This window comes from Streptomyces flavalbus, from assembly GCF_042674625.1.
In the GTDB taxonomy this organism is placed as follows: Bacteria; Actinomycetota; Actinomycetes; order Streptomycetales; family Streptomycetaceae; genus Streptomyces; species Streptomyces flavalbus.
This window is the reverse complement of the sequence record NZ_JBHTEB010000001.1, coordinates 4,200,384-4,222,057: the sequence shown is the minus strand read 5'-3', so window position 1 is coordinate 4,222,057 and position 21,674 is coordinate 4,200,384. Positions and strand designations below refer to the sequence as shown.

Below are 21,674 nucleotides of genomic sequence, written 5' to 3'. Positions count from 1 at the left end.
GGGGATTGCCCGACGGGCACGGCACTTTCCTTGCAGGCTTCTTGCAACTCCCTTGCGCGGCCCGGCCCCGGCCCCGGTGCGCCCCGCCCCGCGCCCCGGCGCACCCCTGCCGGGCCCCTGGGTGAGCCCGCTCCCCGGTGCGCAGGGGTGCCTACGGCGGATGCGGCGACGTCAGTTGGTGAACGCCATGTACTTCCAGGCGCCGTGCGTCGTGGAGTTGACGGTGTCGCCGGAGGAGCCGTTGATGTACGACGACCTCATGCGGGCCCGGACGCCGGACTGACCGGGGGCCTCCAGGCGTACGACGGACTGGCCGTTGGGGGCCAGGGCGAAGTACTCGTAGCCCGCGTCGTACCACGTGCCCTGGTAGTAGACCTGGAGCTGGAAGCGCTGGTGACGGCCCTGGTAGTAGTTCATGGTCGTGGTGAACACCGGGTCGGTGCTCTTGCGGAAGTAGTAGTACGTGGTGGAGCCGATCTTGCCCGTCTTGTAGTGCTTGGCGACGCTGGTCGAGACCTTGGCACGGGCGAAGGCGGTCGACTTCACGGTCTTCGGCGCGTAGCGCGCGTCACCCGTGAAGACGGCGCTGACGGTGGTGTCGCGCTTCATGTCGACCAGCACCGACAGGTTGCCGTAGGAGTTGACCTTGGCCTGCTTGAGCAGCTTCTTGGGCTTGTCGGCGCCGAACGGGTCCACGTAGATGGCGACCGTACGGTTCTTGTACGTGGTGCCGAGGTGCGCGGTGAACTTGACGTCCTTGCCGTACGAGTACAGCTTGCCGTTGTTGTTCAGGGTGAGCGAGGTCGCCTTGCGGGAGACCGCGACCGAGTCGTAGCCGAGGGCGGAGGCGTGGGTGGCGTCGCCCGCGTACCAGACCTTGTACGTCACCTTGCCCCCGGCGGGCGGGGTGTCGGTGAAGGAGAAGGTGCCGTCGGACCGGGTGGTGACGGACGGCAGCGTCTTGCCGTCCGGCGACTCCAGGTCCTTGCGGACCACCCGCAGGCTGGTGCCCGCCGGGATGCGCGTCCGCGACGTCAGCTTGCCGGTGACGGTGAGCGGCTTGGCGCGCTCGGCGCTGCTGGGCGCCGACACCTTCAGGGTGGGCAGTTCCTTGGTGGGGTCGGTCAGCACCCGCAGGGTGTAGGTGCCGTAGGTGTTGGCCGAGACGGCGAAGACCCGGCTGGAGTCCGGCGCCCAGGCCAGCCCGCCGTCGACGAGGAGGTCGCCGCCGCTGCTGTTGCCCGTGTTGGGGAAGTCGTACTCGCGGACCGGGACCGGGTCACCGGGGCGGTGAATGTGGACGTCGGGGTCGTACGAGGAGTCGCTGCCGCCCGCGACGGAGCCGTCCGGCGCGACCTGCACCGCGTTCGGGTACGGGTCGATCGGGTAGCCCGTCAGCGTGCCGAGGTCGGCGGTCGAGTAGGCGCCGAGGCCGTAGCCGGAGTTCGAGCCCGCCCAGGAGGTGAGGACCTGGCTGCCGTCAGGGGTCAGGTCGAGCTGCTTCACGGCGGTGTTCATGCTGCCCTTGACGCGCAGCACCGCCCCCTCGGACGTGAGGTCGTACACCGCGAGCGTGCCGCCGCCGCCCGCCACCAGGACGCCGGGCACGGCCGGGTCGGCAGCCAACATGCCGTCGGCGCCGTAGAAGGTGACGTCGCCGCGCTGGGCGAGCTGGACGACGGGTTCGGCGCCGGAGACGTCGAGCGAGCCGAAGTCGGCGTCGTGGGCGAACCAGACCTTGCCGTCCACCACCTCCAGCTCGCCGGGGGCCACGCCCACCGGGTAACTGGCGGTCTGGGTGTACGTCGCCGTCTCCACCGAGACGATCCGCTGGCCGCCGGTCACGGCCGCGTACACCTGCCCGGAGTCCTCGGACAGGGCCAGGCCGCTCACGCCGGTCAGGCCGGTCAGGGTCGCCTTGACGGCGCCCGCGTAGTCGGTGACGACGATCTTGCCGCTGGTCGGGTCGGAGAGATAGACACGCCGGTGCGCGCCGTCGACGAGGAGGTCGCCGAACGACCTGACCGGGAGGACCTTCGCGGAGTCGGCCGCGGCCGGACCCGCCGTGCCCGCGACGATGGCCACGGAGCTGAGGAGTACCGCGAGGGTGGTCGCGGTGGAAATGCTGCGCCTGCGCACAGTGATGTAACCCCCACAAGGAAGCCCGGTCCCAACCGGGCGGAGTGAATGGCCGCGCATCCCCCCTCGCACCTGTCACGGGTGCGTGGACGCGACCAGAACGCAGGGTATGGCATGGCAGCGACAACGAGATACCGGGTTACGGCGGTGCGACGGGTCGCGCGCCTGCGCGCGTTACGCCCCCTGCGTCTGATTCGTTCCCGGGAATTAACCTCCTCCCTCTTGGCGACACCCCCTCTACGCGCGTAACTTGAGCCGACTCCCCCACTGAGCCGACTCCCCCACTGAGCCGACTCCCCCCACACCCCGACGTCCTGATGTACGAGGAGACCCCGAGCGTGGCCAGAAACGTAGGAAGTGGACGGCGTCCGCGCCGTGCCGTCTATCCGGTGATATCCGTCGCCGTGGCGGGGGCGTTCGCCCTCACCGCGCTGCCCGCCGCGTACGCCGCGCCGTCCGCCACCGTCGTCATCTCCGAGGTGTACGGCGGCGGCGGCAACTCGGGGGCCACCCTCGTCAAGGACTTCATCGAGCTGGGCAACGCCGGGACCGCCGCCCACGACCTGGCCGGGTACAGCGTGCAGTACCTGCCCGGTTCGCCGTCCGCGTCCTCGCTGTGGCAGGTCACCGCGCTCAGCGGCTCCGTCGCGCCCGGTGGCCGCTACCTGGTCGCGGAGGCGGCGGGCAGCGGCGGTACGGCCGAACTGCCCACGCCCGACGCCAGCGGCTCCATCGCGATGAGCGCCACCAACGGAACCATCGCGCTGGTCTCCGGCACCACCGCCCTGACCTGCAAGACCGCCGCGGACTGCGCCGCCGACAGCCGGATCGTCGACCTCGTCGGCTACGGCAGCGCGGTCGTCCGCGAGGGCGGCGGCCCCGCCACCGGCGCCTCCAACACCGCGTCCGTCGCCCGCGCGGCCACGCTCGCGGACACCGACGACAACGCGGCCGACCTCGCGGCCGGTACGCCGACCCCCGTCAACTCCGGCGGCGGCTCCACCGACCCGGGCGACGGCGGCGGTGACGGCGGCGGCTCCACCGAGCCCGGCACCGTCCGCGTGCACGACCTCCAGGGCACCACCCGGCTCTCCCCGCTCAACGGGCAGACGGTCACCCGCGTCCCCGGCGTCGTCACCGGCGTCCGCGCCACCGGTTCGCGCGGCTACTGGATCCAGGACCCGCGGGCCGACGCCGACCCGCGCACCAGCGAGGCCGTCTTCGTCTACACCGGCTCGGCCACGCCCACCGTCGCCGTCGGTGACGCGGTGCTGGTCAGCGGCAAGGTCACCGAGTACTACCCGAGCAGCACCAGCCAGTCGGTCACCGAGATCACCGGCCCCACCGAGACCGTGCTGTCCAGCGGCAACCCGGTGCCCGACGCCGTCGTCCTGGACTCCGCGAGCGTCCCGGACGCCTACGTGCCCACCGCGGGCGGCGGCAGCGTCGACGCCCTCCCGCTCCAGCCGGACACCTACGCCCTCGACTTCTACGAGTCCCTTGAGGGAATGCGCGTCGAGCTGTCCGACGCCCGCGTCGTCGGCGGCACCACCGCGTACGACGAGGTGTGGGTGACCGTCAAGCCGGGCGAGAACCCCAGCGCCCGCGGCGGCACCCTGTACTCCTCCTACGACCAGCCCAACACCGGCCGCATGAAGGTGATGTCCCTCGACGGCACCGTCGCGTTCCCGAAGGCGGACGTCGGCGACGAGCTGACCGGCACCACCAGCGGCCCCCTCGACTACGCCACCTACGGCGGCTACAACGTCCAGGCCACCCGCCTCGGCACCCTCGCCGACCACGACCTCACCCGTGAGGTGACCCGCCGCCAGAAGGGCAGGGAGCTGGCGGTCGCCACGTACAACGTGGAGAACCTGGACGCGCTCGACGCGCAGGAGAAGTTCGACCGGCTCGCCGAGGGCGTCGCCGTCAACCTCAGCTCGCCCGACATCGTGGCCCTGGAGGAGATCCAGGACGACAACGGCGCCGTCAACGACGGCACCGTCACCGCCGAGGCGACGCTGACCCGCTTCACCGAGGCGATCCGCGCGGCCGGTGGCCCCAGCTACTCCTGGCGCTACGTCTCCCCCGAGAACAACCGGGACGGCGGCGAGCCCGGCGGCAACATCCGGCTGGCCTTCCTCTACAACCCCGAGCGGGTCTCCTTCACCGACCGGCCCGGCGGTGACGCCACCACCGCGACCAGCGTGGTGAAGACGAAGAAGGGCGCGCGGCTGACGTACTCGCCCGGCCGGATCAACCCCGCCAGCGATGCCTGGGACAGCAGCCGCAAGCCGCTGGTGGGCGAGTTCCGCTTCCAGGGCGAGAGCGTCTTCGTGATCGCCAACCACTTCGGCTCCAAGGGCGGCGACCAGCCCCTGCACGGCCGCTACCAGGAGCCGACCCGCGGCAGCGAGACCAAGCGGCACCAGCAGGCCGCCGAGGTCAACACCTTCGTCAAGTCGCTGCTCGCGGCGGACAAGGACGCCAAGGCCGTCGTCCTCGGCGACCTCAACGACTTCGAGTTCTCGCAGACCGTCAACACCCTGACCGACGGCCGGGTCCTCACCCCGCTGGTCAAGACCCTGCCCGCCGCCGAGCGCTACACCTACGTCTACGACGGCAACTCCCAGGCCCTGGACCACACCCTGACCAGCCCGGCCATCACCCACTTCGACTACGACATCGTGCACATCAACGCCGAGTTCGCGGACCAGGCGAGCGACCACGACCCGCAGATCGTGCGGATCGACGTGAGCAAGTGCCGTAAGTAGCCCGGCACACGGACGGTGCGGAGGGGACGGCGGGCGCCCGCCGTCCCCTCCCGCTGGTCAGGACGGCGCCGACATCGACATGTCCGCCATGTCCAGTCCGGGCAGCAGCCAGTCCTGGAACGGCTGGAACGGGGCGAGGACGGCGAGCACGAGGAAGACGCCGCCGACCGCCCGGCCCAGCCACGGCCCGCCCCTCCACAGCTTCTCCAGGAAGATGACGGACGCCAGACCGGCCATCGCCGCGACGTTCATGGCGCCGAGCGGGATCAGCACGATCATCAGGCCCCAGCAGCAGCCGACGCAGTACAGGCCGTGGTGGGCGCCGACCCGCAGGTCCCTGGCCCACGGCCGGAACCTCCCGTACCGCATGAGCTGGGCCAGCGGGCTGCGGCAGTGCCGCAGGCACACGGTCTTCAGCGGCCCGAACTGCTGCGCCCCGGCGAGCAGGTAGACGCCCGCGCCGACCCAGCGCGCGGCGCCGGGACGGGCGTCCACCAGGTCGCCCGCCGCCGCGAGGAGGCCGTACGCGAGCAGCCCGAACGCGGTCCAGGCGAGCAGGTAGCCGCCGACGAAGGCGCCGGTGCGCAGGGCGCGGGCCGCCCCCGAGGTGGTGCGGCCGATCGCCCGCACCCAGGTGAGGGCGACGGGCGCCACCGACGGCAGCATCATCGCCGCCATCATCACCACCCACAGCGCCAGGAAGAGCGGCAGCGCCAGCCCCATGGTGCCGGGCTCCATCGCCATGTCCCGGGACTGGGCGACCGTGAGCACCCAGGCGAGGGCGGCGATCAGCACCATCAGCGCCCAGCCGACGGCGAGTTCGCGGGCGGGGGGCCGGGCGACGGGCGGGGCGGAGACGGAAGCGGACGCTCTCACGTCGTGCATACGACGCTCAGTCCGGCCCGGCCCAGTCGAAGGTGATGTGCTTGCTGGACTGTCCCTCCCGGCTCCACTGGAAACCGAACGCGTCGGCGCGGTCGGCCGTGGACCGCCCCCAGGTGGCGACCTGGCCGGGCCCGGTCTCCGAGCCGGGCAGGTTGGTCGTCTGCACCCGCGCCCCCTCGGGCGTGGTCGGCCCGCTCAGCGCCTCCGCGCTGGCCGTGACCCGGTCGGGAACGCTGGCCCGCCAACTGCCGAGGTCGTCGTCGATCTCGAACTGGATCGGCGCGAAGTCCATGCCGCGCATCTCCGCGCCCAGCATGGCGATCATCTCCCGGGGCCAGCTCCCCGCCTGCCCACCGAAGATCATCTGGAGCGCCTCGCGCTGGGCGTCGTCGGCCCGCTCGTCGAGGAAGACCGCGGCGTACGCGTCGGAGTGCTCGGCCCAGACGTTGCCGACGAAGGAGCCCAGCATCAGCACGTTCAGCCCGTCGAGGGTGACGTCGCCGTAGCGCCCCTCGCGGATGTGCCACACCAGCACGCCGTCGCACTCGCCGTAGGTCGGGGTCTGCGCGAACGAGCAGGGGCACGGGACGTCACACCTGCAGGTGTCGAACCAGTCACCGGAAGCGTGCCATCGCGGAATGGTCGGCGTCGTCGTCTCGGACATGGTCGCCGCCTCCTTGGAAGCTGACTAGAGCCTCATCTTCCGAAGCTCACCTTTCATCGTCCCACCAGCACCTTCCGCTGTCCTGCGGGGCCGGGCGCGGCCAGCGCCGCCTACGGGTTGAGTACGACCCGACGCCTACGGGTTGAGTACGACCTTCCCCGCGACCGTCCCCGACTCCGCGAGGCGCAGTGCCTCCGCCGCCCGGGTCAGCGGGAGCCGGGCGGCGACGCGGGGGGTGAGGTCGCCGCGCTGGAGGGCCGTGAAGACCTGGGTGAGGTCGGCGCGCAGCCGGGCCCGGAAGCGGGCCTTGGACAGGGCGCGTCCGGCCCAGACGTTGTAGAAGTGGGCCCGGCGCCGGTTGGGCAGGGCGTTCCACAGCCAGACCCGGCCCAGCAGCTTCAGCACCGGCCACTGCTTGGAACCCGTGGCGTCCCGGGTGGCGGCGGTGCCGTAGGCGACGAGGGTGCCGCCGGGGGCGAGCAGCCGCCAGGAGTCGACGATGCCGGGGCCGCCGACGTGGTCGAAGACCGCGTCGACCCCGCCGGGCGCCAGGGCGCGGACGCGGGCGGGGACGTCCTCGGTGCGGTAGTCGACGGGGACGACGCCGTGGGCGCGCAGGGCGTCGTGGTGCCGGGCGGAGGCGGTGCCGATGACCTGGACGCCCGCGGCACGGGCGAGCTGGACGAGGACCGTGCCGACGCCGCCGTTGGCGCCGTGCACCAGGACGGTCTGACCGGGGCGGACGCGTGCCGTGCGGTGCAGCATCTGCCAGGCGGTGACGCCGTTGACGACGAGCGTCTCGGCCTCGGCGGCGTCGATGCCGTCCGGCACCGGGACGACGTCCGCGGCGTCGACGACGACGTGCGTGGCCCAGCCGCCGGTCTTCAGCAGGGCGGCGACCCGGGTGCCGACCAGGCCGGGCGCGACGCCCTCGCCGCCGGTCAGGACGGTGCCGACCAGGTCGTAGCCGGGGACGAAGGGGAAGGGCGGCTGGTCGTAGTAGCGCCCGCGGCGCATCTGCTGCTCGGCGAAGGACACCCCGGTCGCCTCCATCCGCACCACGACCTGCCCGGGGCCGGGCGTGGGCACGGCGCCGCCGCGCCGGATCTGGAGCCCCTCGGGCTCGACCTGTCCCGGCAGGACGACTTCCACCAGCTCGTTCATGGCTACTACCTCCACGCGTTCGTTATGTGGCATCGCTTTCGTTAGAGGCTATAACTCATGGGCAGCGAGAGTCAATCACGAAGCTGATAGCCTCTAACGAAACTGATGGTGGTGTGGAGTGGAGGAGGTGGCGGCCGGTGCCGCGACAAGGCAGCACGGAGACCCCGCGCGAGCGCTACCGCGCCCAGGTGCGGGCGGAGATCAAGGACCGCGCGTGGGAACAGCTCGCCACGGCGGGCGCGTCCGCGCTCTCCCTGAACGCGATCGCCAAGCAACTGGGCATGAGCGGCCCCGCGCTGTACCGGTACTACGCCAGCCGCGACGAGCTGATCACCGACCTCATCAGGGACGCCTACCGCAGCCTCGCCGACGCCTTCCACGCCGCCGCCCACGGCGGCCCCGACCTGCGCGCCCTGGGCCACGCCCTACGCGACTGGGCCCTCGCCGACCCGCAGCGCTACTTCCTGGTGTACGGCACGCCCGTCCCCGGCTACCACGCCCCGCAGGACACCACCACCGTCGCCGCCGAGATCATGACGACCCTGCTGGACGCCTGCGCCGCGCTGCCCGCCCGCACGGACACCCCCAGCGCGGTCCGGCTGGCGGCCCACCTCTCGGCGCACCGCGACTGGGCCGCCGACCACCCCGCCCCGCCGGGCGCCCTGCACCGCGCCCTGACCTTCTGGACCCGGCTGCACGGCACGCTGTCCCTGGAACTCGCGGGGCAGTTCACGGGCATGGGCTTCGACGCGGAGCAGCTCTTCGCCGCCGAGCTGGACGACCTGCTGGCGTAACGTCGGCCCGCCGCCGCGCCCGTCGGCCCGCCGCCGCGCGTATCAGTCCGCCGCCGCGCGTATCAGTCCGCCGCCGCGCGTATCAGTCCGACGCCCCCGTCAGCTTCGCCATCTGGGCGTCGATCACCTCGTCCGGGGCGGCGCCCGCGTTCTTGTGGGCGTTCAGGCTCTTCCAGCCGAAGACGGCGACGGTGGGGCCGCTGCGGACCACCCGGTACCAGTGGATCGTGCCGGACACCTCGCTCTGGTACGCCACGGCCTCGTCGGCCGCCGGGCCCGGGTCGGGGTCGTCGAGGGCGGTGACCACGGCCTTCAGGCCCATGTCGTCCTCGTACCCGGCCGAGCAGTCCTTGGCGGCCGTGCGGACGCGGGTGAGGAGTTCCTCAGCGTCGGACGGGGAGCCGTAGGCGTACAGCTCGATCGTCGTCGACTCGCCGGGGGACGTCTCCGGGTGGACCGAGCGGGCCGACGCGGCGGTGGGCGCCGGTTCGGGGGAGCGCAGGCGGATGTCCTCGATGGGCTGGCAGACGGCCGGGTCGGCCGGTTCGCCCTTGCTGCCGAGGGCGTCGCCCTGCTGGAAGACGGTGAGGTTGTAGGCGGGCAGGTCCTCCGCCGCGAGGGCGGCCGCCTCCAGCCCGGCGGCGTCCAGCGGCCCGCCACCGCCCGCCTCGGACGAGCCTCCGGAGCCCCGCCCCGTGGAACTCACCGAGTCACCGGAGTCATCCGAGCCACCGGAATCCCCGCAGCCCGCCAGCAGTGCCGCCGTCGCCAGCAGCGTCACGACCGCCGCCGGAAACCGTCGCCGTCCGTCCATCCGCCGATCACTCCCCCAGAAACCAAGGTCACTACAGGAATGACGGTGGCAGAATTCGAACAGGGCGGGCGTCGGTGAAATTACGTAAACGAAAGGTCCCGGCGATGGCTGAACCGGCTGAAACCGACACCCTCGTGCGCAGACGCGGCGGCTGGGCCCGCACCGTCCCGACCGCCGAGGGCCACCGGGTCACGACGTTCGAGCTGTTCTTCGACCTGGTCTACGTCTTCGCCGTCACCCGGATCACCGGGTACATGGCGCACGAGCACTCCGCGCACGGCGTCGTCCAGGGGATGCTGCTGCTCGCCCTGCTGTGGTGGACCTGGTCGGCGTACACCTGGCTCGGCAACCAGGCGCGGGCCGACGAGGGGCTGCTGCGGGCCGGGATGGGCACGGCGATGGCGGCCATCTTCGTCGTCGCGCTCACCGTGCCGGAAGCCTGGCACGACATGGACGGCGGGCTCGACGGGCCGGTGGTGCTGGTCTGCGCCTACCTCGTCGTCCGCGCCCTCCACCTGGTCGTCTACAGCGCCGCCGCGACCGCCGTCAAGGACACCGGGCTGCGCCGCCAGGTCATGGTGGCCTGGCCGCCGCTGCTGGTCAGCGCGGCGCTGCTGGTCTCCGGGGCGCTGGTGGGCGGTACGGCGCAGACGCTGCTGTTCGCGGGCGCGCTGGCGGTGGACTGGGGCATCGTCTACCTCACCTCGCGGCGCGGCAACTGGCGGGTGCACAGCGCCAGTCACTGGTCGGAGCGGTACGGGCTGTTCATGATCCTGGCGATCGGGGAGTCCATCGCCGCGATCGGCGTCGGCGCGGCGCAACATCCGATCAGCGGCCAGCTCATCGTCGGCGCGGCGGTCGGCATCGCCATCGCGATCGGCCTGTGGTGGCTGTACTTCGACATCCTCGCCCTGGAGGCGGAGCACCGGCTCGCCCGGGTGCGCGGCAGGTCGCGGGCGCGGCTGGCGCTGGTGGCGTACTCGTACGGGCACTACGTGATCGTCGCCGGGATCGTGCTGACGGCGCTCGGCGTCGAGGGCGTCCTCGAACACGCCGAGGACGGCAAGGGGCTCGGCGGCTTCTACGCGACCGCGCTGTGCGGCGGGGCCGCGCTGTACCTGGCGGGGCTGCTGCTGTTCAAGGGCCTGACCGGGATCGGCCTGAGCCTGCCCCGGCTGGCGGCGGCCGTGCTGCTGCTCGCGCTCATCCCCGCGTTGGCCGTACTGCCCCCGCTGGCGGGCCTGGCGGGCGTCGCCGTGGTGCTGGCCGGACTGACCGTGGTGGAGGGCGCGCACTACGCGGACGTACGCCGGGAACTGCGCGGCGCCTAGGGTGCGTTGCGGCGCTCGCGGTGCCTAGGGTGCGTCGCGGCGCTCGCGGCGCCTAGGGTGCGTTGCGGCGCTCGCGGTGCCTAGGGTGCGTCGCGGCGCTCGTGGACCCACGCCGCCACCTGGGAGCGGGAGGTCAGGCCCAGCTTGGTGAGGACGCGGCCGACGTGGGTCTCCGCCGTGCGGCGGGCGATGACCAGCCGGGCCGCGATCTCCTCGTTGCCGAGGCCCGCCGCGACCAGGTCGGCGACCTCCCGCTCCCGCCGGGTCAGCGAGGTGCGCGCGTACGGCTCCGGGAGCGGCGCGGCGGGCGCGGGCTCCTCCAGGACGTACGCCAACGCCTCCGGGAGGGCGAGGGACGCGCCCCAGCGCACGGCGCGGTCGAAGTCCCGCTCGGACAGGGCCGCGCGGGTGTCCCGTTCACACCGCTCGTGCGAGACCCGCATGAACGGCGCCACGAACAGGGCGCCGCCCACCGACTCCCACAGCGCGCGCAGCACCCCGAGCAGCCGGGCGGCCCGCTCCGGGTCGGCGTCGTCCGCCGCGCTCCACGCCAGCACCTCCACACACAGCGCGATGCCCCAGCGGTCGCCGAGCGGACGCAGCAGCCGTACGGCGTCCCGGGCGAGGGCGTCGGCGCGGCACCGGTCGCCGGTCCGGCGGCGGACCAGGGCCTCGGCGAACAGGGCGTCCGCGCGGATCCAGGACTCGCCGTGCGCCGCGGTGACCGTCTGGGACTCCTGGCACAGCGCGAGGGCGAGGTCGGTGTGGCCGAGCAGCGTCTCCACGACGGCCCGTTTGAACGTGCACTCGGCCACGCCGGTCAGGTCACCGGCCGCCCGGTGCCGCTCCACCGCCTCCGCCAGCAGGGCCGTGCCGCGCTCCGGCGCGCCGCCGAAGAACGCCAGCAGGGCGCGGTGGTGCCGGGCCCACGCCAGCGCCGGGGCGTCCTGGAGCCGCTCCGCCAGCTCCTCGTACCCGTCGACGGCCGGGACGGCCTCCGCGCCCGCGCCCTGCATGACGCCCAGGTACGCGTAGGTGCCCAGGGCGACGAGGCGGACGCGGGCGTCACCGTCCTCGGTCTCCAGCAGCCGTCCCAGCCAGTGGCGGCCCTCGCTGAGCGCGCCGTGGCTGATCCAGTAGTGGTGGGGCAGCGACGCCAGCTCCCGGCCCGCGTCCCGCTCACCGGGGGTGGTGAGGCAGAAGTCCAGCGCCGCGCGGAGGTTGGCGTGGTCGCGGCGCAGCCGGGTCAGCCAGGGGACCTGGCCGGGGCCGAACCACTCCCGCTGGGCGCGGCGGGCGAGGTCCAGGCAGTGGTCGCGGTGGCGGCGGCGGTAGGCGCTGCCGTCGGCGGCCAGCCGTTCGAGGCCGTACTCCCGCACGGTCTCCAGCATCCGGTAGCGGGCCCGGTCGTCCTCCTCGCCGGGCGGGCAGCGGGTGAGGACCGACTTCTCCACCAGGGCGTGCACCAGGTCGGCCACCGCGGCCCGGGACAGTCCGGGCCCGGCGCACACGGCCTCGGCGGCCTCCAGGTCGAAGCCCCCGGCGAAGACGGCGGCGCGCGCCCACAGGGTGCGCTCGGGTGCCGAGCAGAGGTCGTAGCTCCAGTCCATCAGCTCCCGCAGGCTCCGCTGCCGGGGCGGCGCGGCGCTGCTGCCGCCGGTGAGCAGGGCGAAGCGGTCGTCGAGCCGGTCGAGGAGTTCGCGTGGGGTGAGGGTGCGCAGCCGCGCGGCGGCGAGTTCCAGGGCGAGCGGCAGTCCGTCGAGGCGGTGCAGCAGTTGGGCCACGGCCGCCGCGTTGCCGGGGTCGATGCGGAAGCCGGGGCGGACGGCGGCGGCGCGCTGCTGGAAGAGGACCGCGGAGTGGCAGTCGGTGAGTTCGGCGGCGGTCGGCTCGTGGCCGGGCGCCGGGACCGGTAACGGGGCGACCGGGTAGGTCTGTTCGCCGGTGAGGCCGAGGACGTGCCTGCTGGTGGCGAGGGCGCGCAGTCCGGGCGCGGCCCGCAGCAGGGTGTCCAGCGTGGCCGCGCACTCCGGGGCGAGGTGCTCGCAGTTGTCGACGACGAGCAGCGCCCGTTTCCCGCCGAGGTGGTCGGCGAGGACGTCGAGGGTGAGGCGGGCGCTCGGGTCGTGCAGGCCGAGCGCCGCGGCGACGGTCTCCACCAGCAGGCCCGGGTCGCGCAGCCCGGCCAGCTCGACGACGTGCACGCCGTCCCGGAAGGCGCGGGTGAGGGTGGCGGCGACCTGGTACGCCAGCCGTGTCTTGCCCACGCCGCCGACGCCGGTCAGCGTGACCAGGCGGGACTCCGACAGCAGGGCGCGTACGTCGGCCAGTTCGCCGCGCCGTCCGACGAACGGCGTCAGGTCGGCGGGTACGCCGGTCCGCGCCCGCCCCGACGGCTCCGCAGCTCGCATACGCCCCAACCTATCGGCCGTGGGGTCACGCCCCCATGTGCAGGTGCGCGGCCCACACCCTCGGGTACGCCGGGTACCGGTCGCGGACCATCCGCAGCGCGGCGTGCACACAGGCGCCGGTGCGGGTGGCGTCGTAGCCGGTGGCGGCGAGGTGGGCGTAGACGCGGTCGGCGATCTCCACGGCGACGGCGTCGTTGACCTGCCACAGCGCGCCGACGACCTGCGGGAACCCGGCGAGTTGGAAGGCGGTGACGACGTGCAGGGCCTCGTCGGCGAGGTCGCGGCGGGTGACGGCGGTGCCGCACGCGGAGAGGTAGGCGAACTCGGGGTCCGCCAGCCGCAGCCGGGAGACCGCCCGCACGCTGAGCGGTTCGCTGGCGTGGTCGTGGACCAGCAGTCGGCTGCGGTAGGGGTCCTCGGGGTCGGCGCCCGCGTGGCAGGCGAAGTGCGCCCACGGGTGGCCGGGGAGCCGGTCGAGGACGGCCCGGCAGGTGGCGTCGGCGCCGACGAGCCGCTCGGCCTCCGGGAAGAAGCGGGCGAGCCGTGCCAACTCGGCGCGGGCGCCGGGCAGGTCGGCCTGCCCCGGCGTCTCGGGCATGGCGACGGCGAGCATCCGGGGCCGCCGCCCGGACCGCTCGCCGCCACTTTGCCGGGCGCGGGCGTGGGCGAGGGCGCGCACGGTGGGGGCGTACGAGGAAACGACGCGGTCCATGACCGTACGCCGGGGCGTCTGCAGGTGCCGTCCGGCGGCGTGCAGCGGGAAGTGGGCGAGGGGCCCGCAGGGAATCCACCACAGGCGGGGCGCGTCGGCGGGGTGCGCGGGGAGGGGGCCGGTGAGCCCGAGCCGGTCGAGGACGGGCTCCGCGACGGTGTCCCACAGCCAGGGGAGCAGGTCCTCGGCCAGCGCGGCGTCGTCCTCCGCGCCGTCGTCGAGGGCGGCCCGCAGGTCGGTGAGCCGGTCGTGGACGGTGCCGGGGTCGAGGCCGGGCAGCGCGCACACGTCGACGGTGCCGTGTGGGGTGAGGATGAGGGCGTCGCTCCGGTACCGGCTGACGTTGACCATGACGACCGGCCCGGAGTGCGCCTCGGCGGCGAGCCGGGCGGCGGGGGGCGGCAGCAGGAACCCCTCAAGCCCGGGCAGCGCGCGGACACGTTCGAGCAGGGCGTCGAGTTCGTGGGCGAGCCTGCGGCGCAGGTCGGGGTCCTGATCGTCGGCGTGCGGCCCGGCGTTGTCGGCGATGGGGGCGGCGTGCGGCCCGGCGGTCCCGGTGGTGGAGGCGGCGTGCGACCCGACGGGCCCGGCCGTGGAGGCGGCGTGCGACCCGACGGGCCCGGCCGTGGAGGCGGCATACGGCCCGACAGCCCCGGCCGCCGCGGCGGCATACGGCCCGACAGCCCCGGCCGCCGCGGCAGCGTGCGGCCCGACAGCCCCGGCCATGGCGGCGGCATACGGCCCCACGGACCCGGCCGTGGCGGCGGCATACGGCCCCGCGGACCCGGCCGTGGAGGCGTCGAGGCGGGTGCAGAGCTGGTCGAACCGGTCCGCGAGGGCGGGCTCGCGCTCGCGTAGCTCGGTGAGGTCGGTACGGGACTCAAGGGCCTGCGCCAGCAGCACACCGCGCCCCATCTCCAGCATCTCCACGGCCTGTTCGGGGCGCCCCGCGGCCAGGGCGCAGGCCGCGGCGTCGCTCGCGAGGCGGGAGTGCCCGGCGAGCCAGCGGGCGGCGTCCGTGCGCAGCAACCCGCGCGCGGCGAGCCGGGGCAGCAGCCCCACCCCGAGCGCGAAGGCGTCCGCGGCCTCGCCGGGACGGCCCGCCGCCATCGCCAACTCACCCCACTCCCGGGCGGCGCCGACCCGTACCTCCGTGGGCGCGCTGGCCCGGGACGCGGCGGCCCGCAGCAGCGCGGTCGCCTCCGCCGCGTGCGCGCCCCCGGCGGTCCGCAGCGTCAGCGCGAGGTTGACCTCGCACGTGGCCCGCGCCAGGTGGTCCTCGGCGGTCCCGGCGACGGCGTCCCGGCCCACCGCCACCGCCTCGGCGAGCGCGTCGGCGTCGCCGGTGAGGTCGTGGTACAGCCGCAGGGTGTTGCCGAGGTTGGTCAGAGCGGCGGCGTCGTGTCCGATGCGGGCCATCTCCCGCTCATGGCCGAGGGCGGCCCGCACGCCGTCGACGTCGCCGGTCAGCCGGGCCCTGGTCTTCAGGACGACGGCGAGGTTGGCCAGGTGCATCCAGCGCTCGGGGTGCTCCCGCGGGGTCGCCGCGAGCGCCTCCCCGGCGACGGTGACGGCCCGGTCCAGGGCCTCCGGGTCGCCGGTGCGGTCGTGCCGCTCGGTGAGCATCCCCACCAGGGTGGCGCGGTAGCGGGGCCCGTCGGGGTGCTCGGCGGGGGTGGCCCGTACGACGGTGTCGGCGACGGCGAGGGCCTCGTCCAGGGCGGTCAGGTCGCCGGTGCGGGCGGCCAGGGTGTGCAACATGCCGCCGAGGTTGTAGAGGGCGGCCAGCCGGGTGGGCGTGCCGTGCGGCGCGGCGGCGACGGCACGCCGCATGACGCGGATCGCCTCCTCCAGGTCGCCGGGGTCGCCGGTGCGCTCGAACCGGTGCCGCAGCAGGACGGTGGCGTTGACCAGCACCGCCGCGGGCACGTCGGCGTCCCCCGGTACGGCGGCCAGCGCGGCGTCGCTCAGCCGCAGGGCCTCGTCAAGCAGCGCGGGCGCGCCGGTGCGCTCGTACAGCATCCGCAGGGAGTCCGCGAGCCCCCCGAGGGCGATGTACCGCTTGCCGCCGCCCTCACCGGCCCCCGCCTCCTCCCGCACCGCGGCCCGCCCGGCGTCGACGGCCTCCTGGAGGACGGCGAGGTCCCCACCACCGCCGTACCGCGCCCGCAGCGCCTCGGCGAGGTTGTGCAGCGACATCGCCCGGTCGACGCCCGGGTCCGCGTGCCGCACCGCGCGCCGGGCGACGGCGACGGCCTGCTCGATGGCGGCGGGTTCCCCGGTGTGCTCGTACAGCCGCTGCCAGCCGATCCCGAGGACCCGCAGCCGCCCCGCCACCCCCGAACCGTCACCGCCTTGACCGCCTTGACCGCCCTGGGCGACCGCCTGGCGCGCGGCGCCGATCGCGAGCCGGGCGGTGTGCGCGTCGGCGCCGTCGTCCAGTCTGAGCGCCAGCACATGGAGCAGGTCGTCCCACGTGGGCGTGCGCTGCGGCGCGTATGGACCGCCGGGCGCCGCCCCGCACGACCGGCGCACCGGTTCCGGCACCGGCAGCGCGGGCGCCCACAGGGCGACCAGCGTGAGCAGGGCCGCCGCCGTGCGCATCTCCGGCACCGCGGCCTCGTCGGCGCGGGCGACGGCGCGCTGCCAGTGCAGCCGCCCGACGAGATGGCAGGTCTCGACGATGTCCGCCGTCCGCGCCGTGTGCCGGAACAGCTCCACCGCCTCGGTCAGCGCGTCCTCGCCGAGCAGCCCGTAGGGCCCGGCGGAACCCTCCACCCGCCCCCGCACGGCCGCCGCCCAGCGGGCACGTTCCCCGCCCAACTCCCCCACGCGATCCCCCACTTCACTCCCGCCGTTCTCACCCGCACGATATGGCCCACCCCGTAGCGTGACCATATGACCGATCTTGTCGAGGCCCTGTCCCGAGCGATCCTGGAGACCGGCGAGGAGCTGATGCGCGAGCACGGCGCCTGTCTGCGCCCGCAGGTCCACATCCTGGCCGAGGACATGGACCAGCCCTACGTCGGCTTCATCACCTGCCGCCCCTTCTACCGCGGCGCGGACGCGGCGACCGCGCTCACCGGCCTCGGCCTGTTCCCGTCGGTGCTGATGGCGACCCGGCTCCTCGTCGCCTGGGACGACCGCGACCTGCGCACCGGCCTGGAGATGCCGGGCGAGCCGTACGACCGCGGCCTGGTGATCCTCGACGCGACCTTCGAGGACCACACCCTCCACTGGCACCCGTACGACTACGAGGTGCTCGGCGACACCGACTACGGCACGACCCGGATCAAGCCGCTGTGGAACCCCCCGGCCCACTACCGCGACGTCCCCCTCCTCCCCCCGATCAGCGACCTCCTCGCCCTCTGGAAGGAGTTCCGCCGCGACGACATCCAGGAGACGGCGATCGAACTACAGCGCGCGGGCTACGAGTTCGACATGGTCAGCCGCTGACGTCGGAGTGCCCCGATAATGCCGAACGGCCGAGGGACGGCCGGGAGGGGCGGAAGACCATCATGACGACCATGCCGACAAAGCCGACGACGGAGACGAGGGTGGGCGTGTACGTCGCCCACCCCCGCCGGAACAGCTTCAACCACGCGCTGTACGAGGCGGTCGTGTCCGAACTGCGCGCCCGGGGCTGCCAGGTGACAGCACACGACCTCTACGCGGAGGGCTTCGACCCGCTCCTGTCGGCGACGGAGACGGACACGGTGGGAACGACGGCGACGGCGGGGGAGGCGCCCGACCCTCTGCTGGCCCGGCACCGCGCCGAGGTCGCCACCCTCGACGCGCTGGTCCTCATCCACCCCAACTGGTGGGGAATGCCGCCCGCCGTCCTCACCGGCTGGGTGCAGCGCGTCCTCGTCCCCGGCGTCGCCTACAAGCTGGGCACGGCGGACGGCGAGCCCGCGGGCCTGCTGAAGGCGGGCCGCGCCCTGGTCCTGAACACCTCCGACACCCCCGCCGACCGCGAGGAGCACGAGTTCGGCGACCCCCTGCACCGCGTCTGGACGGCCTGCGTCCTGCCGTACGTCGGCGTCCAGGACGTCCGCCGCACGGTCTTCCGCACGGTGACGGACGCCCCCTCGGAGACCCGGAAGGCGTGGCTCACCCAGGCCCGCCAGGAGGCGGCGGCGCTGCTGGACTGACCGGACGGTCACACCCCGCTACGCGGGCGTCGGCGGGGCCGCGCTGCTCGCCACCGCCGTGGTGATGGGGTGGCTGTGGGCGCGGTTCGGGCGGGAGCGGTGGCTCGGGTCGCCGACACCGTCCCCACGGACCGGCGGGGCGGAAGCCGGGGGCGTTTGTGAGGGCGGTCTGAAGCCTTGCGACAGGGCGGTTTCGGTCGGCCCGGCCGGGGTAGTCGGGCCTCGTTTCCGGGCGGGTGCGCCCCCGCGGCACGTCTCCTGTCCCCGTTCCGCTTCGGGCGCGTCCGTCCGGACTCCCGGGGGGACGAGCAGGACGACCAGCGGAGGAGGACGTGAGCGTGCGGCTCACGGGAGAGCCCGGCGGACCCGACGGCGACGGCCCCCGCCGACGGGGCGGCCCACGCGGGGACGACGCCGTCGACGCGATCGCCGAGGGGGTCCAGGGCGCCGAACCCGCCCAGGTGCCGCAGCGGCTGTGCGTGGTGGCGTCCCGGGTGCTGCCGGTGACCGGGGCGAGCGTGTCGCTGTGCAGCGACGGGATGCCGGTGCCGCTGAGCGCGAGCGACCCCCGGGCGGCGTACCTGATGGAGATCCAGGCCACCCTCGGCGACGGGCCCTGCCTGCACGCCGCCCGCACCGGCGCGCCCGTCCTCGCCCCCGACCTGACGAGCGCGCCGGACGCGCACCGCTGGCCGGTCTTCGCCCAGCAGGCCACGGAGGCGGGCATCCGCGCGGTGTACGCCCTTCCCCTGGGCACCGGGGACCGCTGCCTCGGCACCCTCGACCTGTACCGCGACGCCCCCGGCGAACTCCCGCCGCGCGAGCTGCACACCGCGCACGTCATGGCCGGTGTGATGACGGTGGCGCTGATGGAGCTGCCGTACGGGGAGGAGAACGGCGGGCACGGCGACGGCCCGTGGCTGAGCGAGCTGGCCGCCGACCACGACGAGGTCTACCAGGCCACCGGCATGATCATGGCGCAGCTCAGGATCGGCGCGGACGAGGCGCTGGCGCGGCTGCGGGCGCACGCGTTCGCGCAGGGTCGCACGGTGCTGGACGCGGCCCACGAGGTGGTGACCCACCGCAAACGCTTCGACGAGGACGCCCCGTAACGTCCCTCACCGGGTCACACCTGCGCCCGCCCCTGCTTCCGCACCGCCGCCAGCCGCTCGGCACCCAGCTCGGCGACGGCCTGGGTGATCTCCGACCATACGACGTCCAGCCCGCCGTTGGTGAGGGCGAGCGCGTCCTCCCCGACCCGGACGGCGGCGACGTCGAGGGTGAGCGGGGCGCCACCCTCGGGACGGTCGGGCTCGTCGGGCTCCCCGGCCTCCCCGGCCTCCGGTGTCACCGTCAGCCGAAGGCCCTGCCGGGCGTCCCCGGCGTCCGGGAGGGCGGCGTCGTACACCTGCACCCGCTCCGTGCCGCCGCTCGCGGTGGTCGCCGTGAACTCCCCGCACCGCTCAGGCATGTCGGCCAGCCAGGCCAGGGTCCGGTCGACGTCGGCGGGGCGCCGGGTGGTGACCTGGTAGCGGAGCTGGGCCCCGGTGTAGGCGTCGTCCAGACCGGTCACCGCGCGCGGGGGAGCGCCGAGGAGTTCGTCGGTGTAGAGGACGTCGAGGAGGCGCTGGCAGTCGCGGGGGGTGCCGGGGGAGGTCCGGGCCTTGAGGTAGCCGTCCCGCCAGCTCGCGGCGCCCTCGGTGGGCACCCAGGGTTCGCCCAGGTCGGCGTCCGTGACGAGGGCGGCGCGGGCCTGCCCGGTGCTGAGGGCGGGCGCGGTGGCCGGGGCGGTGGGGGCGGAGGTGCGGGGCGCGGGGGAGACGGGCGACGGGGACACCCGCACGGGCCGCGCCGGGGCGGTCTCCCCCAGACCGGAACAGCCACCGGCGCCCAGCACCACGGCCACCGGCAGCACTAGGGCCACCGGCACACGGACGACAGCGGCGGCGACGGCGGCCGGGGGACGGATCATCGGAGTGCCTCCAGGGGAACGGGACGTACCGGTGGAGCGCCTGTCGGTGCGGGCGGGGACGCCGGACGCGGGTCCCTGCTCACACGGCACCACCGTCCCCGCCCGGCCACCAGCGCGACGGTCCGTCCGGGTGAGCCGCGCCGGGTGCGTAGGGTCGGCTCGTAGCCGAGGAGAGGACCCCGCCGTGACCGGTCAGCCCATCCCCGTGATCATCGACTGCGACACCGGCGTCGACGACGCCCTGGCCCTGCTGTTCGCCGTACGGCACCCAGGGCTCGACGTGCGCGCGATCACCTGTGTCGCCGGGAACACCGACGTCGACGGCGTCGTCCGCAACACGCTCACCGTGCTGGAGCAGGCCGGGGCGCCCGGCATCCCGGTGGCCCGGGGCGCGGAACGCCCGCTGATCGAGCCGGTACGGGTGGCCCGGCACGTGCACGGCGCGGACGGCATGGGCGACCTGGGCCTGCCCGCGCCGACGCGCAGACCGGTGGACGTCGACGCGGTGACCCTCCTGCGCCGCGAGATCCTCGCCTCCCCCCGTCCCGTGACCCTGGTCCCGACCGCCCCGCTCACCAACATCGCCCTGCTGCTGCGCACCCACCCGGAGGTGGTCGGCAACATCGAGCGGATCGTGTTCATGGGCGGCGCGGTGGAGACCGGCAACGCCACGCCGGTCGCGGAGTTCAACGTCTGGCACGACCCGGAGGCGGCGGCGGTCCTGCTCACCGCTGGCGTACCGATCACCATGTACGGCCTCGACGTGTTCCGCCGCGTCCTCGTCCCGGCCGCCGACGTGGCCCGCCTGCGCGCCAGCCCCGAACCCAGCCTCCGCATGGCGGGCGCCCTGCTGGCCCACCGCGACCCGGCCACGTCCGGCGACCCCACCCCCACCGGCGGCCTCGGCGACGCGGGCGCGGTCTGCGCGGTCATCGACCCGGCGGGCCTGACGACGGCCCCCCTCCCCGTGGAGGTCGCCCTGGCCCCCGGCCCCACCCGGGGCCAGACGATCGTCGACCGCCGCCCCCGCCCCGGCGAGTCCGAACACCACCACGGCCCCCGCGCCCAGCCCCTCGTGGACGTGGCCCTCGACGTGGACGCGGACCGCTACACCCACCTGTGGCTGACGACGGTCGAGGGCGCCTAGCGTCCCGCCTCAAGTGTGAGGACTACACCCCTACGGACCCGTCCTCCTCACCTTTCTTAGCGCCGCGAGACCGCGTAAGTCCCCGTCCGGCAAAGGACTTCAGGCGCCGCCGTCTCCTTCGGTGTACGGCAGGCTGCACACGATCTGCTTACCGACCGGTGTGGAGCGGACCTGCCAGCCGGGGGCGAGAAGGTCGATCAGCCCCAGTCCCCGGCCGGATTCGGCCTCCGCGTCGTCAAGCGCGACAGGCCGACGGCGGGGCAGTCGGCCCGGCTCAGGGTCATGGACCCTTACCGACACCCCCGCCTGTCCAGCGTCGACTTCCACGACCAGGGGCACGTGGTCACCGCAGGCCCGCACCGAGTTCCCGATCAGCTCGGAGGCGACCAACAGCACGGTCTCACTGATCCCGGGGTCCACCCCGGCCTCATACAGCGTCTTCTCCGCCAGCTCGCGCACCCTGCGCAAGTGCGCCGCTGAGGCGTTTATGTGGACGGCGAAGCCTGTGGGCCGAGTCCGTAAGTAGAACCCGGGGCTTGCTACGGCGTGCTCTTGCGTCTCCACGACCACGGCAGCCTCCCAACCACGGCTCGACGGCCGCACGACACAACGGGCAGGTAGCGGAACGCGACAAGTGCTTGACGGAGCGTCACCGCTTGCTTGAGGATGCACTTTTCTTCTGCGGGCCGCAACCTTTCTACCTCGTTTGGTGA

Annotated in this window: 16 protein-coding genes; 7 read left to right on the top strand and 9 right to left on the bottom strand. The window is 74.2% G+C overall.

The genetic code is table 11. From position 1 onward, the window contains the following. Positions 1 to 171: 171 nt before the first annotated feature. Entirely contained in the window at positions 172 to 2,139 is a 1,968-nt protein-coding gene (locus ACFQZ6_RS18965) for a YncE family protein (RefSeq protein ID WP_381610699.1), read from the bottom strand. A gap of 317 nt (positions 2,140 to 2,456) precedes the next feature. On the opposite strand from ACFQZ6_RS18965, the gene ACFQZ6_RS18960 reads away from it, so the two are divergent. Further along, positions 2,457 to 4,913: a lamin tail domain-containing protein gene (locus ACFQZ6_RS18960; RefSeq protein ID WP_381610697.1), complete on the top strand. Its 2,457-nt coding sequence runs from the start codon at positions 2,457 to 2,459 to the stop codon at positions 4,911 to 4,913. A 57-nt stretch (positions 4,914 to 4,970) separates the two neighbouring features. Here ACFQZ6_RS18960 and ACFQZ6_RS18955 read toward each other — a convergent pair whose 3' ends face one another. From ACFQZ6_RS18955 to ACFQZ6_RS35840, 3 genes are all read right to left on the bottom strand, one after another. After that, positions 4,971 to 5,798: a DUF2182 domain-containing protein gene (locus ACFQZ6_RS18955; protein WP_381610695.1), complete on the bottom strand. Its 828-nt coding sequence runs from the start codon at positions 5,796 to 5,798 to the stop codon at positions 4,971 to 4,973. Between the two features lie 7 nt (positions 5,799 to 5,805). Beyond that, positions 5,806 to 6,462 (bottom strand): DUF1326 domain-containing protein, encoded by a 657-nt coding sequence (locus tag ACFQZ6_RS18950; RefSeq protein ID WP_381610693.1) that lies wholly within the window; start codon positions 6,460 to 6,462, stop codon positions 5,806 to 5,808. Positions 6,463 to 6,597: 135 nt separating this feature from the next. After that, complete coding sequence (locus ACFQZ6_RS35840) at positions 6,598 to 7,626, bottom strand: medium chain dehydrogenase/reductase family protein (protein WP_449334075.1); 1,029 nt, start codon at positions 7,624 to 7,626, stop codon at positions 6,598 to 6,600. Positions 7,627 to 7,763: 137 nt separating this feature from the next. On the opposite strand from ACFQZ6_RS35840, the gene ACFQZ6_RS18935 reads away from it, so the two are divergent. Continuing rightward, complete coding sequence (locus ACFQZ6_RS18935; protein WP_381610690.1) at positions 7,764 to 8,420, top strand: TetR/AcrR family transcriptional regulator; 657 nt, start codon at positions 7,764 to 7,766, stop codon at positions 8,418 to 8,420. Between the two features lie 82 nt (positions 8,421 to 8,502). Here ACFQZ6_RS18935 and ACFQZ6_RS18930 read toward each other — a convergent pair whose 3' ends face one another. After that, entirely contained in the window at positions 8,503 to 9,234 is a 732-nt protein-coding gene (locus ACFQZ6_RS18930; RefSeq protein WP_381610687.1) for a hypothetical protein, read from the bottom strand. A 104-nt stretch (positions 9,235 to 9,338) separates the two neighbouring features. Between ACFQZ6_RS18930 and ACFQZ6_RS18925 the strand changes: the two genes are divergently transcribed. Continuing rightward, complete coding sequence (locus tag ACFQZ6_RS18925) at positions 9,339 to 10,565, top strand: low temperature requirement protein A (RefSeq protein ID WP_381610685.1); 1,227 nt, start codon at positions 9,339 to 9,341, stop codon at positions 10,563 to 10,565. A gap of 80 nt (positions 10,566 to 10,645) precedes the next feature. Here ACFQZ6_RS18925 and ACFQZ6_RS18920 read toward each other — a convergent pair whose 3' ends face one another. Both ACFQZ6_RS18920 and ACFQZ6_RS18915 read right to left on the bottom strand, forming a co-directional pair. Further along, the gene (locus ACFQZ6_RS18920; protein ID WP_381610682.1) at positions 10,646 to 12,976 is read right to left on the bottom strand and encodes an ATP-binding protein; all 2,331 of its coding nucleotides are present in this window, start codon (positions 12,974 to 12,976) and stop codon (positions 10,646 to 10,648) included. Positions 12,977 to 13,001: 25 nt separating this feature from the next. Further along, positions 13,002 to 16,520 carry a CHAT domain-containing protein gene (locus ACFQZ6_RS18915; RefSeq protein ID WP_381610680.1) on the bottom strand — a complete coding sequence of 1,173 codons (3,519 nt, stop codon included), beginning with the start codon at positions 16,518 to 16,520 and terminating at the stop codon, positions 13,002 to 13,004. Between the two features lie 66 nt (positions 16,521 to 16,586). Here ACFQZ6_RS18915 and ACFQZ6_RS18910 point away from each other — a divergent pair, with 66 nt between their 5' ends. The 3 genes from ACFQZ6_RS18910 to ACFQZ6_RS18900 all read left to right on the top strand — a co-directional run bounded on the left by ACFQZ6_RS18910 (position 16,587) and on the right by ACFQZ6_RS18900 (position 18,954). Beyond that, positions 16,587 to 17,144, top strand: coding sequence for a hypothetical protein (locus ACFQZ6_RS18910; protein WP_381610678.1), 558 nt, complete (start codon positions 16,587 to 16,589; stop codon positions 17,142 to 17,144). 71 nt (positions 17,145 to 17,215) lie between these two features. Continuing rightward, positions 17,216 to 17,842, top strand: a complete 627-nt coding sequence (locus ACFQZ6_RS18905) for an NAD(P)H-dependent oxidoreductase (RefSeq protein WP_381610674.1) — start codon at positions 17,216 to 17,218, stop codon at positions 17,840 to 17,842. Between the two features lie 338 nt (positions 17,843 to 18,180). Further along, positions 18,181 to 18,954 carry a GAF and ANTAR domain-containing protein gene (locus ACFQZ6_RS18900; RefSeq protein WP_381610672.1) on the top strand — a complete coding sequence of 258 codons (774 nt, stop codon included), beginning with the start codon at positions 18,181 to 18,183 and terminating at the stop codon, positions 18,952 to 18,954. A gap of 14 nt (positions 18,955 to 18,968) precedes the next feature. Here ACFQZ6_RS18900 and ACFQZ6_RS18895 read toward each other — a convergent pair whose 3' ends face one another. Then, positions 18,969 to 19,814, bottom strand: a complete 846-nt coding sequence (locus ACFQZ6_RS18895; protein ID WP_381610670.1) for a hypothetical protein — start codon at positions 19,812 to 19,814, stop codon at positions 18,969 to 18,971. A gap of 184 nt (positions 19,815 to 19,998) precedes the next feature. On the opposite strand from ACFQZ6_RS18895, the gene ACFQZ6_RS18890 reads away from it, so the two are divergent. Then, the gene (locus ACFQZ6_RS18890) at positions 19,999 to 20,961 is read left to right on the top strand and encodes a nucleoside hydrolase (RefSeq protein WP_381610667.1); all 963 of its coding nucleotides are present in this window, start codon (positions 19,999 to 20,001) and stop codon (positions 20,959 to 20,961) included. A 99-nt stretch (positions 20,962 to 21,060) separates the two neighbouring features. Here the strand turns inward: ACFQZ6_RS18890 and ACFQZ6_RS18885 are convergent, their stop codons facing one another. Next, complete coding sequence (locus tag ACFQZ6_RS18885; RefSeq protein ID WP_381618436.1) at positions 21,061 to 21,525, bottom strand: ATP-binding protein; 465 nt, start codon at positions 21,523 to 21,525, stop codon at positions 21,061 to 21,063. Between the last annotated feature and the right edge of the window lie 149 nt (positions 21,526 to 21,674).

Bases quoted from the DNA above. Each gene is read 5' to 3' on its own strand.
- ACFQZ6_RS18960 (WP_381610697.1), top strand. From the start codon at position 2,457: ATGTACGAGGAGACCCCGAGCGTGGCCAGAAACGTAGGAAGTGGACGG.
- ACFQZ6_RS18955 (WP_381610695.1), bottom strand. From the start codon at position 5,798: ATGCACGACGTGAGAGCGTCCGCTTCCGTCTCCGCCCCGCCCGTCGCC.
- ACFQZ6_RS18950 (WP_381610693.1), bottom strand. From the start codon at position 6,462: ATGTCCGAGACGACGACGCCGACCATTCCGCGATGGCACGCTTCCGGT.
- ACFQZ6_RS35840 (WP_449334075.1), bottom strand. From the start codon at position 7,626: ATGAACGAGCTGGTGGAAGTCGTCCTGCCGGGACAGGTCGAGCCCGAG.
- ACFQZ6_RS18930 (WP_381610687.1), bottom strand. From the start codon at position 9,234: ATGGACGGACGGCGACGGTTTCCGGCGGCGGTCGTGACGCTGCTGGCG.
- ACFQZ6_RS18925 (WP_381610685.1), top strand. From the start codon at position 9,339: ATGGCTGAACCGGCTGAAACCGACACCCTCGTGCGCAGACGCGGCGGC.
- ACFQZ6_RS18920 (WP_381610682.1), bottom strand. From the start codon at position 12,976: ATGCGAGCTGCGGAGCCGTCGGGGCGGGCGCGGACCGGCGTACCCGCC.
- ACFQZ6_RS18910 (WP_381610678.1), top strand. From the start codon at position 16,587: ATGACCGATCTTGTCGAGGCCCTGTCCCGAGCGATCCTGGAGACCGGC.
- ACFQZ6_RS18905 (WP_381610674.1), top strand. From the start codon at position 17,216: ATGCCGACAAAGCCGACGACGGAGACGAGGGTGGGCGTGTACGTCGCC.
- ACFQZ6_RS18895 (WP_381610670.1), bottom strand. From the start codon at position 19,814: ATGATCCGTCCCCCGGCCGCCGTCGCCGCCGCTGTCGTCCGTGTGCCG.